Below are 16,247 nucleotides of genomic sequence, written 5' to 3' on the forward strand. Positions count from 1 at the left end.
GCGGACGCGGTTGCTGGTACCCGGTTGCCCAATACCTTCGTCGCGCGTGTGTCGGCGTGCTTGCTGGTGATGCTGCCGCGCGCTTTGGCTCGACCCACGCGAACCTCACGGCTCGGGAGAGTCTTCGGTGCCCACCCTCGAGGCGAGTTCCGCACAAGTGAGCGGCCGCAGGCCATATAAGACACCGGCCGCGAAGCGGCCTTCCGCACCGAACGCGGAGGACCTGTCTGAGCAGCGAGGGTGGGCACCGAAGGCTCTGCGCCGCCACGTCTGCGCTCGCCGCGGCATCAGCCGCTGAGTGAACCGATGCCTTCGGCGTCCCCGGCATTTTTCGTTGTAACCGAAAAAAAGCCCCGCTTCGCAGCGGGGCTTTCGTCGTTCAAGCGCGGAGACCGAACATCAACCGCCGGGTGGCGTCATCGGCGTCAGTTGGTATTCCTTCGGCGGCGTGCCGCCGGCGAGGTTGCGGACGAAGTAGTCCCAGCGACGGCGGGTCATGTACGTGGTGGCGGCGCCGTAGCCGTGATGGGCATTCGGAATCATCACCAGGTCGAAGTCCTTGTTCGCCTTGATCAGCGCGTCGACGACAAGCAAGGACTCGTACGGCGGCACGTTATCGTCGAACGTGCCGTGGGCGATCATCAGGTGACCCTTCAGGCCCGCGGCCCACTTCTGGTTGGCCTGGTCGTCGTAGTTGGACTTGCCGTCCTTGTCGGTGACCAGCAGACCCTGCCATTTCTCGGCCCAGTCGTCTTCGTAGTTGCGGTTGTCATGGTTGCCGGACTCCGAGATACCCACCTTGAACACGTCCGCGTAGCGGAACATCGCGGTGGCCGTGGCGTTGCCGCCGCCGGAATGGCCCCAGATACCGACCTTGTCGGCGTCGAGCCAGCTGTATTTCTTCGTCAGTTCCTTCACCGCGGCGACCTGGTCGGGCAACGTGTTGTCGCCGATGTTCTCGAAGTAGGCATCGTGGAACGCCTTCGAGCGAAGCGGCGTGCCCATGCCATCCACCGCGATCACCACGAAACCGAGTTCGGCCAGCGCCTGGTTGTCGCCATGCGAGGGCAGGAAGCTGCGCGTACGCACCGAACCGACCTGCGGACCCGGATAGATGTAGACGATGAGCGGATACTTCTTCGACGGATCGAAACGGGTCGGCTTGAACATCTGGCCGTAGAGGTCGGTCTTGCCGTCACGCGCCTTCACCGTGAACGATGTCGGCGGGACCCAGCCGGTGGCCTTGAGGCGCGAGATGTCGGCACGCGCGATTTCCTTCACCGTCGCACCGGTGTCGGCGCGGCGAACCACGGCGACGGGGGGCGTATCGACCGTGGAGTACGCATCGAAGAAGTAAGTGCCGTCCTTCGACATCGACACCGAATGGTCGAGCTTTTCCGGGGTGAGCAGGGTCAGGCCCTTGCCGTCGAAGCCCACCTTGTAGAACGACTGGTAGTACGGATCGACGCCCTTCTCGCGACCGACGCCGCGGAACCAGATGGTCTTCGTCTTCGGATCGATACGCAGCACCTGGGTGACGTTCCAGTCGCCGGTGGTGATCGCGTGCTCGAGCTTGCCGGTCTTCAGGCTGTACATGTACAGGTGGCCCCAGTTGCTCCGCTCGGAGAACCAGATCACCTGGTCGGTCTCGGGCACGTACTGCCAGTTGACCATTTCATTGCCGCTTTCGAAGTACGTCTTTACCTTCTCGCCGAACACCTCGCGCACGTCGCCCGTTTCCGGGTTAGCCACGCGGAACCATTCCTGCTTGTGGTCGCGTGAGGTGGAGACGAAGGCGATGCTCTTGCCATCGGCGGCCCAGCGCACGTCGTCCCACAGGCCCGGGCTGCACGACACGTCGTCGCAGATCGTCGAGCGATGCTGGTCGGCGGGCATCTTGAAGCGCACGGTCTTCTTCGTCGGCACGTCGATCACGACGCGCTCGATCATGGTCACGTCCTTGTCGCCCGGTAGCGGGTACTTCCAGGTGTCGACCTTGGGATGACCGACGTTGGTGCTGACCAGGGTCATCTCACCGGTCTTGCGCTGGTCCTGCTGGAAGGTCGCGAACCTGGTCGAGTCCGGCGACCACACGCCGATGGCTTCGTCGGTGTGCTTCCAGCCGGCGTTGTCGGTGGCGTAGCCATAGTCCTTGACGCCGTTGGTGGTCAGCTGCGTTTCCGCACCGCTGGCCACGTCGCGCACCCAGAGATTCCAGTCGCGGACGAAGGCTTCGGACTTGCCGTCCGGCGAAACCAGACCCGGCTCTTCACCGTAAGCCTTGCCGTTGGCATCCTTCTTCGCCGCGGCCCGCTCGCACTTGTCGACGGCCTTGTCGCAGAGGTAGTGCTTGCCGCGGGAGGTGATATCCAGGCCGCCGTCCGGACGGACGACGAAGGTCGTGACCGGCAACTTGGCCGCGTCGACCTTCTTGCCGGTCGCCGTGGAGAGCGCTGCCGCGACCTTGTCGCGATCGAAGGCGCGCGTGGCCTGGCCGGTGGAGGCATCCACCATGATGAACTGATCGCCATCCTTGTCGTGGTCGCGATACCAGAAGTGGCTGTCGTCGGTCCAGGTGACCTTGGTGACCGAGTGGTCCACCAGCGGTGCCGTGTTGGTGGCCAGGAACGAGTCCGCGCGGCGGTAATCGTCGGTGGTGACTGTCTGGGCCGAGGCGTTGGCCCCGATCAGGCTGAGGAGGACGGCGCCGGAAAGCGCCGCATTGCGTGAAATCGACATCGATGGTCCCCGTGACGGCAGGGCGGCGCGGAAAGCGCCGCAAACCGGACGAGGCTAGCCCCCGAAGGGGCGCGCGGCCTATGCCAGAGGTCACGGGTCGACCGAACAGGCCGGGGTTATCCCGAATGCGGGCCGGAACGGTAACGCTTGCCCTGCCGCTCGATCATTTTCAGGGCCAGGCCGTCCGGCAACAGCTTGAACATGGCCTTGATCGCCCGGTTCACCGCTCCGTTCACGTATACCGCCTTGCCCGCTTCCACGGCGTCCAGGCCCTGCCGGGCCACGGTCGGGGCGTCCATCCACATGAAGCCCGGCATCTTCGAGACCAGGTCGCGGGAGCCGGTGACATCGTGGAACTCGGAATAGGTGAAACCCGGGCACACCGCCGTGGTGTGCACGCCGCTGGCCTTTCCTTCCAGCGCCAGCGACTGCGAGAACTTGATCAGGTACGCCTTGGAAGCCGCATACAGCGTGTGGCCTGCCGACCCCGGCACATGGCCGGCCAGCGAAGCGACGTTGACGATGCGACCGTAGCCACGCGCCTTCATGCCGGGAATGAGCCGATAGACCAACTCGGTCGGTGCCGTCATGAGCACCTGGATGAAGGCCGCATGCGTCGCCCAGGGCTGTTCTTCGAGATAGCCGGTAACGCCGTAGCCGGCGTTGTTGATCAGCACGTCGATTGCCAGACCCTGCGCTTCCAGGGCAGCCACCAGGGCTTCGGGACCATCGGTTCGCGACAGATCCAGCGGCGCGACGATGGCCTCGATACCGTGGCGATCGCGCAGCTCGGTCGCGAGCGTTTCGAGACGATCGGCACGGCGCGCGGTGAGGACGAGGTCGTGACCGCGGCGGGCCAGTTCCCGGGCGAACGCTTCGCCGATGCCGGCGGATGCGCCGGTGACGAGCGCGCGACGACGATTCGATGCCATGAACGTGATTCCAAGTATGTCGTGAAGATCGAGTATGCACCGTCGGACCATGAACCGTGCCCACCGTGTGTTGATGCGCGCGACGTCCATTTCACGAATCCGTGCACCCCTGCGCGGCGAAGCTTGACGTCCCCAAACGACTCATCGTGAGTCACACAAGGAGCCACCACCATGACCAGCACCGACCACGACATCAAGGTTCTCAACAGCCTCATCGAGACCACGATCGACAGCGCCGAAGGCTATGGCGAGGCGGCGAAGGACGCCGAGAACACCCGTTATGCGGCGTCGTTCCAGAGCCGTGCTGCCGAACGCCGCCAGGTTGCCCAGCGTCTGCAGCAGCAGGTCAGCTCGCTCGGCGGCAAGCCGGAAGACGATGGCACCGTCCTGGCCAAGGCGCATCGCATGTTCGTCGAACTGCGCGCCAAGATGAGCTCGAAGGACGACACCGCCATCGTCGACGAAGTCGAGCGCGGCGAAGACCACATCAAGGCGAAGTACGAAGACGCGCTGAAGGACACCGACGTCACCGCGGGTACCCGTTCGCTGATCAACGAGGCCTATGTCTCGGTGAAGAGCGGCCACGACCAGATGCGCGACCTCAAGCACGCGCTGCACGGTACGCACTGACACCGGTACGCATTAAACCTTCAGGCGTGAAAAAGGGCGGGACCGCAAGGTCTCGCCCTTTTTCGTTTGCCGAGTCGCCGGCGATAACCGGCTGCCGCATTCAGTTGCCGGTGGCGTCTTCGTTCATCAGCGCATTGATCTGCGACTTGTGCGACTCATAGAAGGCCACGTTCTTCTGGTTTACCTTCGACTGGTCCACGTAGGCCGCCATCTGCGGATTGTTCTTCGCTTCCGAGGCGATGGCCGCATTGGTCACCGCCAGGTTGGCGAGGAGGAACTCACGCGGGGTGAAACCGTACTTCTTGATCAGGGGCTCGATGCGCGGATCGGCGGCGGTGATCTGCGCGGCGAGATCGTCGAGCGAATGGATCTTCGAGAAATCGGTCTTGGCGTCCTTCGGCTTGATGCCTTCCTTCTTCGCTTCCTGCGAGACCTTGACGATGCGGCTGAACACGTCGTCGTTGAGGTTGTAGTTCTGGATGGCCTGTTTGTCGGCCGGGGGAATCTGCGACGCCGGGTTGGCGGCCGGAGCGGGCTGGGCGGCCGGGGCCGGAGCGGCCTGCTGGGCGAAAACGGCGGCCGGGGCGACAGCGGCGGTGGCAAGCAGTGCGGCGAGGATGTAACGAGACTTCACGGGCATCTCCTGGGGTTCGCTGTCCGTGGCGGACGGTGAAGCAGCATAAAGCTGCGATTGTTACGTATGTGTCTGCGCGGTCACGCTTTCTTCAGGAATCTTCGGAACGTTCCAGCCCATCGCATTGTAGAAGTGGTACCGGGCGATGCCGATGTATTCGTGGAGGGCGAAGTCCGCGTAGGAGAGATTGTCCGAGCCGGGCAGCCAGTCGTAGCGGGCCGTGACGTAGTCGCCACGCACCGGCTCACCGTGGATGGCGAAGTGGGCGAAGTACAGCACCGCTCGCTTCAGGTGCACGGCCGAGGAGACCAGCACGACCTTGTCGGCGCCGTAGGTCATCAGCAAAGGCTTGGTGAACTGCGCATTCTGGAAGGTGTTCATGCTCTGCGTTTCGAGGATCATGTCGCTGCGCGGCACGCCGAGTCGATCCAACGAAATCGCATACACATCGGCCTCGGCCTGCTTGAGCTTCATGGCGTCGCCACCGCTCACCTCAACCTTGCAGTCGCCACCGGTGACCTTGCACGAGCGGTAAAGCTCGGCCGCACGCAGAATTCGCCCGTTGGCATAGAGGCTCGGCTCGATCGCGCCGGCCCCACTGCGCACCGTGCCCGCGCCGAGCAGGATGATGACGTTGCGCTGGCCCCACTGCGCGACATCCGGTGCGAATCCGGATTGCAGGTTGCCAAGGAGCATTCCGGTGAGCGGACCGCAGCCGGCAAAGAACAGCCAGGCGATGCCAAGGCCCAGCCATGCGGAGCCGGCGCCCGGACGACGGCGCCAGAGCAGGATCAGCGCGATGAGGAGCAGCAGCAGGAAGATAATGAGTGTCATGGCGCCGAGCGTAACCGGATGCGAGTGACCTCTCCACCCTGCCAGCCCCCTCCCTGTAGGAGCCGATTCATCGGCGATAGGGTGCTCGCGACAACCTTGCCCGCTAGCGCGGGATCGCCGATGAATCGGCTCCTACAGGGGTGTGGAGGCGGCGGTGGGCGGGTTGCCGCTGGAGAGGGCGCGCTCCAGACAGGTGACCAGGGTATCGCCCTGGAATGGCTTGCCGAGGTAACAGAAGGCACCGGCGGCCATCACGCTCTCACGCACGGCGTCGTCGAGGAAACCGGAAACGAAGACGATCGGATAGGTGCGGCCGCGTTCGATCAACCGGCGCTGGAGCGTGGTGCCATCGATGCCCGGCATGTGGACGTCGGTGACGAGACAGTCGACCCCTTCGTCGCCGCCGGGGCGGAGGAAATCTTCGGCGGACGCGAAGCCTCGCACTTCATGTCCCAGCGATCGCACGAGGCTGGCGGTCGCCAGGCGGACCGCCTCGTCGTCGTCAACGATCGCCACAATCCTGTTCGCGGCCAAGCTGTCGTCCTCATCCAGCACCATCGTGCGGGCTTACAGTGCACCCCTCGCCCCCCGATGGGAATCATACGGAGGTGTGCGGTATGTCACACCCTTGGTGTTACGGGTGGCTGGCGAGCGCCTCGGCCTGGCGCACCAGCTCGGCCAGCGAACGGGCGGCCATTTTGCGCATCACGTTGCCGCGGTGGATCTTCACAGTGATTTCGGACAGCCCCAGCAAGCCGCCCACCTGCTTGTTCATGAGGCCCGCGGTGACGTGGTGCATGACCTCGCGCTCGCGCGGGGTCAGCGACGCATAAGCCTGGCGCAGGGCGCCGATCGCGTCGGCATCGCGGCGACCGGCGGCGTCACGCTCGATCGCCATGCTCACCGCGTCGAGCATGTCCTGGTCGCGGAACGGCTTGGAAAGAAAGTCGAGCGCGCCCGCCTTCATCGCCCGCACCGACATGGGGATGTCGCCGTGACCGGTCATGAAAACGATCGGCAGCGGGTTGTCCATGGCCGCCAGCTGGGCCTGGAAATCCAGGCCGTTCACGCCGGGCAGGCGTACGTCCAGGACCAGGCAGCCAGGGGCGTTGGCGTTCTCGCGGGCCAGGAAATCCGCCGCGCTGCCGAAGGCGGCCACATTGAGGCCGACCGAACGGAACAAGGAATCCAGCGCTTCGCGCACCGCTGCATCGTCGTCGACGATGCAGACCACCGGCGCCTGTGCCGGGGTCAGGGGGGGAGGCATTCGGGTCACGCGCCAGCCTCCTCGGCCACCGCGACGGGCAGCGTGAAATGAAAGGTCGCCCCGCCTTCCGGTCGGTTCGTGGCCCAGAGGCGTCCGCCATGAGATTCAACCGTGGACCGGCAAATGGCAAGACCCATGCCCATGCCGCCGCCACGCGAGGTGACGAAGGCATCGAACAGATGCGCGGCGATATCCTCGGCGATGCCGGTTCCGCTGTCCTCGACCTCGATCAGGATGCCGTCGTCACCGTCCGGGCGGGCACGCACGATCAGCGAGCGTGGACCATCCACCGACGACATCGCACGGATGGCGTTACCCATGAGGTTCAGTACCACCTGTTGCAACTGCACGCGATCGCCGCGGGGCAAGGGTGCTTCGGGGGCTATATCGACACTCAGCATGACGTGATGCTGGGCCATCTCGCCGTCCAGCAGCAACGCGCATTCGGCGATCAGCGCGGCCAGGTCGAAGCGCACGTGCTGCCGCGGCTCCTTGCTGGCCAGGCTGCGCACCCGGTGCACCACCTCGCTGGCCCGACGGGCGTCGCGAACCACCCGCTCCATGGCGTGGCAGGCTTCGAGCAGGTCCGGCGAGGGACGGCGCAGCCAGCGCAGACTGGCCTCGCCATGGGTGACGATGGCGGCCAGCGGCTGGTTCACCTCATGCGCGATCGAGGCACTCATCTCGCCCAGTGCCGTAATACGCGCGGCCTGGGCCAGTTCCGACTGCACGGCCATGAGGGCGCGTTCGGCGCGCTTGCGGTCGGTGATGTCGACCACGCTGACCAGCACGCGGTCGACGCGCGTCGGACCGAGCGGCATGTTCAGGGCAAACAACACGGTCAGCCGTTCGCCCTTCAGGTTGACGATATGCGTCTCGCCCTCCGCCACCCCGCCCCCCTGCGCAATGGTCAGGATCACCCGGCCGAAGGTCGTATCGGAGGCGGGCAGGAACCGGTCGAGGGGGCCGAGCAGGGCCTCGCGGGACCCGGCACCGAGCATGCGCACAGTCGCATCGTTGACGTCGGTGACCTGGGTCAAGTGGCAGCATTCGCGGACGAAGGCCGGGTTGGCCTGCAGATAGGCGGCAAGATCGGCGACGCCCTCCTCGCGCAGCGTCGCGATGCGCGCCATGACCAGGGTCCAGTCCTCTTCCCAGAACGAAAAGCGGGCTTTCTCGAACATGCTGCGATAGCGGCGCTCGCTGTCACTGAGCGCGGCATCCGCCGCGCGGCGGGCGGTCACGTCGGTGCCGGCTTCGAGAATCACCCGGGCCTTGCCGCGATCGTCGCGTAACAGCGCGCAACGCGCGGCAACGACCACGAGGCGTCCGTCCCGGTGTCGCTGGGTCACCTCGCCTTCCCAGCGTCCCGTACTGAACAGCGCCGCATCCACGCAGGTGTGATGACCGGGCAGCGCGGTGCCGAGCAGGTCGAGGGCGCGCCGCCCCATGGCCTCGCTCGCCGTCCAGCCGTAGAGCTGCTCGGCACCGGTATTCCACAGCACGATCACATCGTCCATGTCGCGCACGTAGATCGAATCGTGGGTCAGCTCGATCAGCCGGGCCTGCCCGGCGATGGTCGCCAGGCGGTCGCGCGCGCGCAACGAGAGCACCGCCGTGATCGCGATGGCGGCAAGGCTCACCAGGCAACGCAGCATGGCCGCATCCAGGGCGGGAAAGCCGTGGCCACGGACGAAGGACACGATGGTCAACCCCATGCAGCCGAACGCCGCGCCGCCGATCGCGCGACGACTGCCGCTGGCGGCCACCAACAGGACGACGACCAGGTACACCACGGCCACCGCGCCTTGAAGTGGGGTGAACGTATCGACCAGGAACACGGCCAGCGCCAGCAGGGCGCCGGCCGTCATCAACAGTCCGGCCACGGCCCGGCGTGGCCCGACGAGTGAGCCGCCGGCACTGGCTTGCAGGGGTCGGTAAGGTGGCATCGCGGTTTGGCTCGGTGTGTTTGTCTTGTGCAGATTCGGCCTGAAGCGTGTCCGAATGAGGTCACACCGTCTTGCACGCCGGTGATGGTTTTTGACCGTTACGGCACGACAGCTACAAGATATTCCAGAACAGCCCGGGTTAACCCTTTGGTATGAGCTTTACAGTCCCTTTGTAGAATTCAGTACACCCCTGCATCGCGTCTAGTCTGCAAGGGTGGGCAGAACGCCCACGCCCTTGCCGTGGAGCTCACGCTGATGCGATACGAAACCCATACCTTCGCCGGCACCGGCGGTGCGCGCACCGCCGGTGCCATGCATGCCCTGGCGCCCTTCGCGATCGACACCCCCGCCTCCGAGCAGGAGCCGACTGTCGCCCGCTTGCTCGAACAGGCCCTGACGGCCGTCGAGACCGACCTCGCCACGACCCGCGCCTGCGTGGCACGCGTGGCCGCCCTGCTGGATCGCGAAGAGAGCCAGCCGCAAGCCGCGCCGGTGGCGCGCCGCCGTGTCGGCGCCGGACTGGCGCCGTGGCAGGCCCGCCGCGTGGCGAGCCATGTCGAGGAAAACCTCGGCTTCGCCATCACCATCGACCACCTGGCCACGATCGCCGGGCTGTCGAGCAGCTATTTCTGTCGGGCCTTCAAGGACACCTTCGGCGATCCGCCGCACGCCTACATCATGCGTCGCCGCGTGGAACGTGCGCAGACCCTGATGCTGCAGACCCGCGAGCCGCTCAGCCAGATCGCCCTGGCCTGCGGCCTCTCGGACCAGGCCCACCTGTGCAACCTGTTCCGCCGTCTGGTCGGACAGAGTCCGAGTCATTGGCGGCGGTCGCAGTGGCAGGAAGCGTAAACGTCAACCGAAAAGCTTCGTCGCGACCTCGGCAATGAGCTTGCCCTGGAAGCGTGCACCAGCCAGTTCGTTTTCGCTGACCTGACGGGAACCGTCGCTGGCGGCGATGGTCGTAGCTCCGTACGGCGATCCGCCCGTGACCTCGTCCAGCTTCATCTGGCCCTGGAAGCTGTAGGGCAGGCCTACCGGAATCAGGCCGAGGTGAAACAGGTTGGCGATGATCGAGAAGAGCGTCGTTTCCTGGCCGCCGTGTTGCGTCGCCGTCGAGGCGAAGGCGCCGCCGATCTTGCCATTGAGCGCACCACGCGCCCACAGCGGACCGGTCTGGTCGAGGAAGGCCGCCATCTGCGAGGTCATGCGGCCGTAGCGGGTACCGGTGCCGACGATGATCGCGTCGTAGGATTCCAGTTCGTCGACGCGTGCGATGGGAGCGGGCTGGTCGAGCTTGTAATGCGAGCGTTTCGCCACATCGTCGGGAACGGTTTCCGGCACGCGCTTGACGTCGACATGCGCTCCGGCTTCGCGCGCACCTTCGGCCACGGCATGGGCCATTTTCTCGATATGGCCGTAGGCCGAGTAGTAGAGAACGAGGACTTTTGCCATGGGGGAAACTCCGCTGCGAAAGAATCGGGAAGGGAAAGATAGGCACGCTGGTCGTATAGGCGAGGTTATTGCTATGTCGCACGCACGAATTGTCGATATTCGTTCTGCCGCCGACGGCCCGGCGCGGAAGTCCCATGCCTGGCAGGTGCTGCGCGAAGCCGCGCGCGTCGAGCCGGACGAAGGCCGCCGTATCGCCTGGTACCGCAACGACCCGATCGAGCGCCTCGGCCTGCAGACCGCCGAGGTCCTGGTGGCCTCCGGACGGTACGAGGAGGTCCTCGCCTTCCTGCGCGGGGTGAAGGTCGATCTCGGCCTGGAAATGCCGGCAGGCTTCGGCGCGTTCTGATAACCCCTCTTCCCGTGCAGGAGCCAATTCATCGCCCCGTGTAGAAGCCGACTCATCGCCCCGTATGGGAGCCGACTCATCGCCCCGTGTGGGAGCCAACTCATCGCCCCGTGTGGGAGCCGACTCATCGCCCCGTATGGGAGCCGACTCATCGCCCCGTGTGGGAGCCGACTCATCGCCCCGTGTGGGAGCCGATTCATCGGCGATGGGTGCTCGCGGTAGAGTGTGAACCAGCCAGGGAAGCAGGACCCCCACCGTGTCGATCGAAGAAGCATTCATCGCCGAACGCAACGAACGCCTCACCGCCGAACGCGCCTACGAGCTCTACTGGGCCGACCTGCTCGGTACGGCGCCCACGTTCGCCTGCATCGGCCACGACTGCACGGCGGCACTCATCTGCGCCTGCCTGGACAAACCCGAACAGAACCTGCGCATCCGCCCCTACTTCCGTTCGCGCCGCATCGAAGACCATGCACCCACGTGCGAGGTCGCGCATGGCAAGGGCGAGACGAAAGCCGTAAAACGCCCGGACATTTTCGAAGCGGAGCGGCCGGCCGATCACTTTCGGTCGATTCCCGCCGTGTCCAAGAGGGATTCCGCTGCCGGGGCGGGGCCTGGCCAGCACCGTATCGCCGATGAATCGGCTCCTCCAGAGAAAAACCGGGCAACGGTCATGGCGGCGGGGCTCAAGCCACGGCCCAGTCATTACTACCGGCTGTCCTCTCTGGTGCAGAAGTTTCTCGAGCACCGCCGCGACAAGGACCTCGCCGAAGCCACGGTGGAAATCGGTGGGGACACCACCACCTACGAAGCGCTGTTCCGCAATATCTTCCGGCAGAAAGTGGCGGATCAGCTCAACACGCGTGCGGTGTGGTGGGGCACGGCGTCGTTGCGTGCGACGAAGGAAGGTGGCTACTACCTGCGCTTCTCACGTCCGTTCCGGCATGACGACGCCGAGCTGAAGCCGACCATCACGCTCACCGCGAAGGACATCGACGCCTACCCGGTGCGCAAACTCCTGCGCGCCAGGCTCGACAAGGTCATCGCGGAGGCGGGCGGTTACTGTGTCGTCTTCGTCTGGGCCAGGCCCTGGATGCCGAAGGATGCCGAGAAACCCTTCGTGCGCTTCTACGTCGACAACCTCGATCACATCGACGTACGCGGGCCCGAGATCCTCGAAGAACTGAAGAACACCTCGCGTATCGGCGACTGAGCAGCCCGGATCAGGCGCGATAGATGCGAGCCTCCCCGGCGAGCAGCACATCCGGCGACGCGCCAGCTACGGTCGAAAGCAGCAACACGCCAGGGGCAGGCACCGGCAGCCGGCTTTCCGCCTCGGTGAAGTTGAGGGCGACGATGTAGCGCTCATGGCCATCGCTGCGTTCGTACACCATGACCGCGTCATCCACGGCCAGCAGCCGGAAGGCACCCACGCTCAGTGCCCGGCTGTCGCGGCGCAGGTGCAGCAGCGTCTTGTATAGCGTCAGCAGGGACGCCTGGTCCTCCGTCTCGCTGGCGACGTTGCAGGTCGCCACGCGATCGCCGACAGGCAGCCATGGCACCCCCCGGGTGAAACCCGCTCCTTCGCGCGGAAACCATCGCATCGGCGTGCGCTGCGGATCGCGACCAAGTCCCTTGCCGGGCTCGTTGATCTCGAACGGATCGCGCACCTGGCCCGGCGCGATCGGCACGTCGTGCATGCCGATCTCGTCGCCGTAATACATGGTGGGCGTGCCGCGCAGCGTCAGCAGGAGGACGGCGGCAACGCGGGCCTGCCGGTCGCCCACCCGCGAGGCGATGCGCGGCTTGTCGTGATTGCCGAGCACCCAGTTGGGCCAGCCGCCCGCCGGCAGCGCGGCTTCGTAGCGTTCCACCAGGCTGGCGATATAGCGTGCATCCCACGGCGCGCCGATCAGCAGGAAATTGAATGGCAGGTTGGCGCCGTCGAGGTTTTCGCCGTAGTAGGCGACGATCCGGTCGAGCGGCAGGTAAAGCTCGCCGATCAACACCCGCTCGGGAAACTCGTCGATCACCTCGCGCATGGCGGTGACGACGCCGAGCACCTCCGGCAGGTCGGCCGTGTGCACCGGAAGAAAGCGGTTCGCTGCCGAGTCGATGCCTTCACGGTAGGCAGGATTGACCGGGTTGTCGCGGAATTGCGCATCCTTGATGACGTGGTAGAGCACGTCCACGCGAAAGCCGTCCACGCCGCGGCGCAGCCAGAAGCGCATGGCGTCGTACATCGCCTGGCGGACGACGGGATTGCGCCAGTTGAGGTCGGGCTGTTTGTCGAGGAAGAGATGCAGGTAGTACTGCCCGGTCGGCGGGTCGAACGTCCAGGCGCTCCCGCCGAAGTTCGACAGCCAGTTGTTCGGCGGACCGCCACCCGGCGCGGGATCGCGCCAGAGGTACCAGTCGCGGAACGCGCTGTCGCGGGAACGGCGGCTCTCGCGGAACCAGGGGTGTTCGTCGGAGGTGTGGTTCGGCACGAAGTCGAGGATGATCTTCAGTCCGAGGGCATGGGCATCGGCAATGAGGCCGTCCATGCTCTCGATATCCCCGAACAGGGGATCGATGCCGCGATAGTCGCTGACGTCGTAGCCGAAATCGGCCATCGGCGAGGGAAAGATCGGTGAGATCCACAGCGCGCGGACGCCAAGCTCCGCGAGGTAGGGGAGCTTGCCGCGGATGCCTTCGAGATCGCCGATGCCGTCGCCGTTGGCATCGGCGAACGAGCGAGGGTAGATCTGGTAGATGACGCCGTCCTGCCACCACAAACGTTGTGTCATGCCCGTGCCTTGTCGACCCCGTCATACAGAAGCAGGAGGAATGTGTAGGGAACGCCTTCACGTCGCACCTCGTAGGCTCTTGCTCTCCCTCGTGCCTCCGGTGCCGTCATGATCAACGACCTCTGGTACAAGAACGCGATCATCTACTGCCTCTCGGTCGGGACCTTCCAGGATTCCAACGGCGACGGCATCGGCGATTTCCAGGGGCTCGGCCGCCGGCTGGACTACCTGCAGGGCCTCGGCGTGACCGCAGTCTGGCTCATGCCCTTCCAGACCTCGCCATGCAAGGACGGTGGGTACGACATCAGCGATTACTACAACGTGGACCCCCGCTACGGCACCCTCGGCGACTTCGTCGAGTTCACCCACGCGGCGCAGCAACGCGGCATGCGCGTTCTGATCGACCTGGTGGTGAACCATACCTCGGACCAGCACCCCTGGTTCCGTGAAGCGTGTCGCGATCCGGACTCGAAATACCGCGACTGGTACGTCTGGTCGAAAACGAAGCCCGCCAACGCGAACGAAGGCATGGTGTTTCCCGGCGTGCAGAAAAGCACATGGAATTACGAGAAACGCGCGAAGGCCTGGTACTTCCACCGCTTCTACGACTTCCAGCCGGACCTGGATACCTCCAACCCCTACGTACAGGCCGAGATCCTGAAGATCATGGGTTTCTGGACGCAGCTGGGCGTGTCCGGCTTCCGCATGGACGCGGTGCCCTTCGTCATCTCGACCAAGGGCCCGGAGGTCAGGAAGCCAGAGGAACAGTTCGACATGCTGCGCTCGTTCCGCGAATTACTGCAGTGGCGCAAGGGCGACGCGATCATCCTGGGCGAGGCGAACGTGCTGCCCAAGGACGACCTGGAATATTTCGGCGACGACGGCGACCGGCTGCAGATGATGTTCAACTTCCAGGTGAACCAGAACCTGTTCTATGCCCTCGCCGCGGCCGATGTGCGACCGCTGGTCGGTGCGCTGGAAAAGACCAAGCCGCGACCGGCCACGGCGCAGTGGGCGATGTTCCTGCGCAACCACGACGAGCTCGACCTGGGCCGGCTGACCAAACGCCAGCGCGAGCGGGTCTTTGCCGAATTCGGGCCCGACAAGACCATGCAGCTCTACGGCCGCGGCATTCGCCGGCGACTGGCACCGATGCTGCGTAACGACCGGCGCCGGCTCGAGCTCGCCTACAGCCTGATGCTGACCCTGCCGGGCACCCCGGTGATCCGCTATGGCGACGAGATCGGCATGGGCGACGATCTCTCGCTGCCCGAGCGCGAATGCGCGCGCACGCCGATGCAATGGTCGACGGAACGGCTGGCCGGATTCACCGACGCCCGCCGTGCCGTGAGCAAGGTCATCGGCGATGGGCCCTTCGGCTTCGCGCACGTCAACGTGGCCGAACAGCGGCGCGACCCCGGCTCGCTGCTCAACTGGATGGAACGTGTCATTCGCATGCGCAAGGAGATCCTCGAGGTGTCCTGGGGCGACTTCGACGTGCTGCCGCTCGACGACAACGCGATCCTGATGATGCGCTACACCTGGCGCGGGAACACGGTGCTGTTCCTGCACAACCTGTCCGATGCGCCGTGCGAGGCGGCCTTCACCCTGCCCGAGCGCCTGATCAACGTTTTGTCGGACGATCACAGCGAGCCGGACGGCCACGGCAGGCACCGGATCCTGCTCGAACCCTATGGCTACCGCTGGTTCCGCGAAGGCGGCCTGGGCTACATCCTCAAGCGGAAAGAGGTCGACGGGGGGTGAGCACACCATGTATCAAACGTGACATACCCCATTAGAGGGTGGTCGGCGATCCTTGCATGCGCAATGCTTCGATTCACATCCGATTTCCTATCGAGGATCGGCCCATGTATCGCGCCGAAGCAGCCTGTCTCGCCACGTCACCGCGCACCTCCACGGTCATTGTCGACCTTGCGCAGCGTTCCGCCGCGCTCGATCGCGGCGACGGACCGAAGGGACGACACAGCCTGCTCGACGAACTGCGCCAACGTGACGAAGTCACCGAGATCCTGCTGGAGGCCGTCGACGGCCTCGAGGACGAGTTGCTCCTGGTCTACCGCGCCAGCCGGCCGACCGACCAGGGCAGCGGCGCCATCCTGTTCCGCCGGCAGCGTCCGGCCGGGCCCGAAGCGGCCCATCCATCGGCGGTCCACACGCTGGCCCAGGTGCTGTTCGACAGCCTTCGTGCCGACGCGCCGAACACGCCCTTGCTCGCCCACGTGGCGCTCGCGTTGCGGGCCATCCTTCCCGGCCCCCCCGGCCGGGACGACCCCGGCGCGCTTCGCGGCGGCCTCGCCACCTGGCAGGAGCGCCGGGCCATCGCCTATATGGAAGACCGCCTCGACCAGTCGTTTCCCGTCGCCGACGTGGCCGCGGCCTGCGGCCTGTCGGTCAACCATTTCTCGCGGGCGTTCCGCCGCAGCATCGGCAAGCCGCCGCATCGCTGGCTGCTCGACCGGCGCATCCGGCGGGCGCAGGAAATGCTCCGGATCAACCATCTCTCGCTGGCGGATATCGCGCTGGCCTGCGGCTTCGCCGAGCAAAGCCACTTCACTCGCGTGTTCACCCGTACAGTGGGCATGCCACCGGGCGCGTGGCGTCGTTCGGCCGACTAACGGGAACCTACACGTATGACCGCGGTACCGGCAGGA

15 protein-coding genes are annotated in these 16,247 nt (G+C 65.4%); 6 read left to right on the plus strand and 9 right to left on the minus strand.

The window, feature by feature from the left end:
* Positions 1-399: 399 nt before the first annotated feature.
* Complete coding sequence (locus tag VM621_RS12240; protein WP_325469242.1) at positions 400-2,739, minus strand: S9 family peptidase; 2,340 nt, start codon at positions 2,737-2,739, stop codon at positions 400-402.
* 116 nt (positions 2,740-2,855) lie between these two features.
* Entirely contained in the window at positions 2,856-3,671 is an 816-nt protein-coding gene (locus tag VM621_RS12245) for an SDR family oxidoreductase (protein WP_325469243.1), read from the minus strand.
* Between the two features lie 171 nt (positions 3,672-3,842).
* Between VM621_RS12245 and VM621_RS12250 the strand changes: the two genes are divergently transcribed.
* Positions 3,843-4,301, plus strand: a complete 459-nt coding sequence (locus VM621_RS12250; protein WP_325469244.1) for a PA2169 family four-helix-bundle protein — start codon at positions 3,843-3,845, stop codon at positions 4,299-4,301.
* Between the two features lie 100 nt (positions 4,302-4,401).
* Here the strand turns inward: VM621_RS12250 and VM621_RS12255 are convergent, their stop codons facing one another.
* From VM621_RS12255 to VM621_RS12275, 5 genes are all read right to left on the minus strand, one after another.
* Positions 4,402-4,935, minus strand: coding sequence for a hypothetical protein (locus VM621_RS12255; RefSeq protein WP_325469245.1), 534 nt, complete (start codon positions 4,933-4,935; stop codon positions 4,402-4,404).
* Between the two features lie 60 nt (positions 4,936-4,995).
* Positions 4,996-5,751: a YdcF family protein gene (locus VM621_RS12260; RefSeq protein ID WP_414674532.1), complete on the minus strand. Its 756-nt coding sequence runs from the start codon at positions 5,749-5,751 to the stop codon at positions 4,996-4,998.
* 150 nt (positions 5,752-5,901) lie between these two features.
* Positions 5,902-6,285, minus strand: coding sequence for a response regulator transcription factor (locus tag VM621_RS12265; RefSeq protein WP_325469247.1), 384 nt, complete (start codon positions 6,283-6,285; stop codon positions 5,902-5,904).
* Between the two features lie 118 nt (positions 6,286-6,403).
* On the minus strand, positions 6,404-7,036 hold the full coding sequence (locus VM621_RS12270) for a response regulator transcription factor (RefSeq protein WP_325469353.1): 633 nt from the start codon (positions 7,034-7,036) through the stop codon (positions 6,404-6,406).
* Positions 7,037-7,041: 5 nt separating this feature from the next.
* Positions 7,042-8,985, minus strand: coding sequence for a PAS domain-containing sensor histidine kinase (locus tag VM621_RS12275; protein ID WP_325469248.1), 1,944 nt, complete (start codon positions 8,983-8,985; stop codon positions 7,042-7,044).
* Between the two features lie 255 nt (positions 8,986-9,240).
* Between VM621_RS12275 and VM621_RS12280 the strand changes: the two genes are divergently transcribed.
* Entirely contained in the window at positions 9,241-9,837 is a 597-nt protein-coding gene (locus tag VM621_RS12280) for an AraC family transcriptional regulator (RefSeq protein WP_325469249.1), read from the plus strand.
* Positions 9,838-9,840: 3 nt separating this feature from the next.
* On the opposite strand, the gene wrbA is transcribed toward VM621_RS12280, so the two are convergent.
* Complete coding sequence (gene wrbA, locus VM621_RS12285; RefSeq protein ID WP_325469250.1) at positions 9,841-10,440, minus strand: NAD(P)H:quinone oxidoreductase; 600 nt, start codon at positions 10,438-10,440, stop codon at positions 9,841-9,843.
* 73 nt (positions 10,441-10,513) lie between these two features.
* Here wrbA and VM621_RS12290 point away from each other — a divergent pair, with 73 nt between their 5' ends.
* Both VM621_RS12290 and VM621_RS12295 read left to right on the plus strand, forming a co-directional pair.
* The gene (locus tag VM621_RS12290; RefSeq protein ID WP_325469251.1) at positions 10,514-10,786 is read left to right on the plus strand and encodes a hypothetical protein; all 273 of its coding nucleotides are present in this window, start codon (positions 10,514-10,516) and stop codon (positions 10,784-10,786) included.
* A 256-nt stretch (positions 10,787-11,042) separates the two neighbouring features.
* Positions 11,043-11,999, plus strand: coding sequence for a hypothetical protein (locus VM621_RS12295; RefSeq protein WP_325469252.1), 957 nt, complete (start codon positions 11,043-11,045; stop codon positions 11,997-11,999).
* Positions 12,000-12,009: 10 nt separating this feature from the next.
* Here VM621_RS12295 and VM621_RS12300 read toward each other — a convergent pair whose 3' ends face one another.
* Positions 12,010-13,575, minus strand: a complete 1,566-nt coding sequence (locus VM621_RS12300) for an alpha-amylase family glycosyl hydrolase (RefSeq protein WP_325469253.1) — start codon at positions 13,573-13,575, stop codon at positions 12,010-12,012.
* Positions 13,576-13,683: 108 nt separating this feature from the next.
* Here VM621_RS12300 and VM621_RS12305 point away from each other — a divergent pair, with 108 nt between their 5' ends.
* Together VM621_RS12305 and VM621_RS12310 are read left to right on the plus strand one after the other, a co-directional pair.
* The gene (locus tag VM621_RS12305) at positions 13,684-15,339 is read left to right on the plus strand and encodes an alpha-amylase family protein (RefSeq protein ID WP_325469254.1); all 1,656 of its coding nucleotides are present in this window, start codon (positions 13,684-13,686) and stop codon (positions 15,337-15,339) included.
* 104 nt (positions 15,340-15,443) lie between these two features.
* Positions 15,444-16,211: an AraC family transcriptional regulator gene (locus tag VM621_RS12310; protein ID WP_325469255.1), complete on the plus strand. Its 768-nt coding sequence runs from the start codon at positions 15,444-15,446 to the stop codon at positions 16,209-16,211.
* Positions 16,212-16,247 lie beyond the last annotated feature (36 nt).

It is taken from the genome of Luteibacter sp. (assembly GCF_035539195.1).
In the GTDB taxonomy this organism is placed as follows: domain Bacteria; phylum Pseudomonadota; class Gammaproteobacteria; order Xanthomonadales; family Rhodanobacteraceae; genus Luteibacter.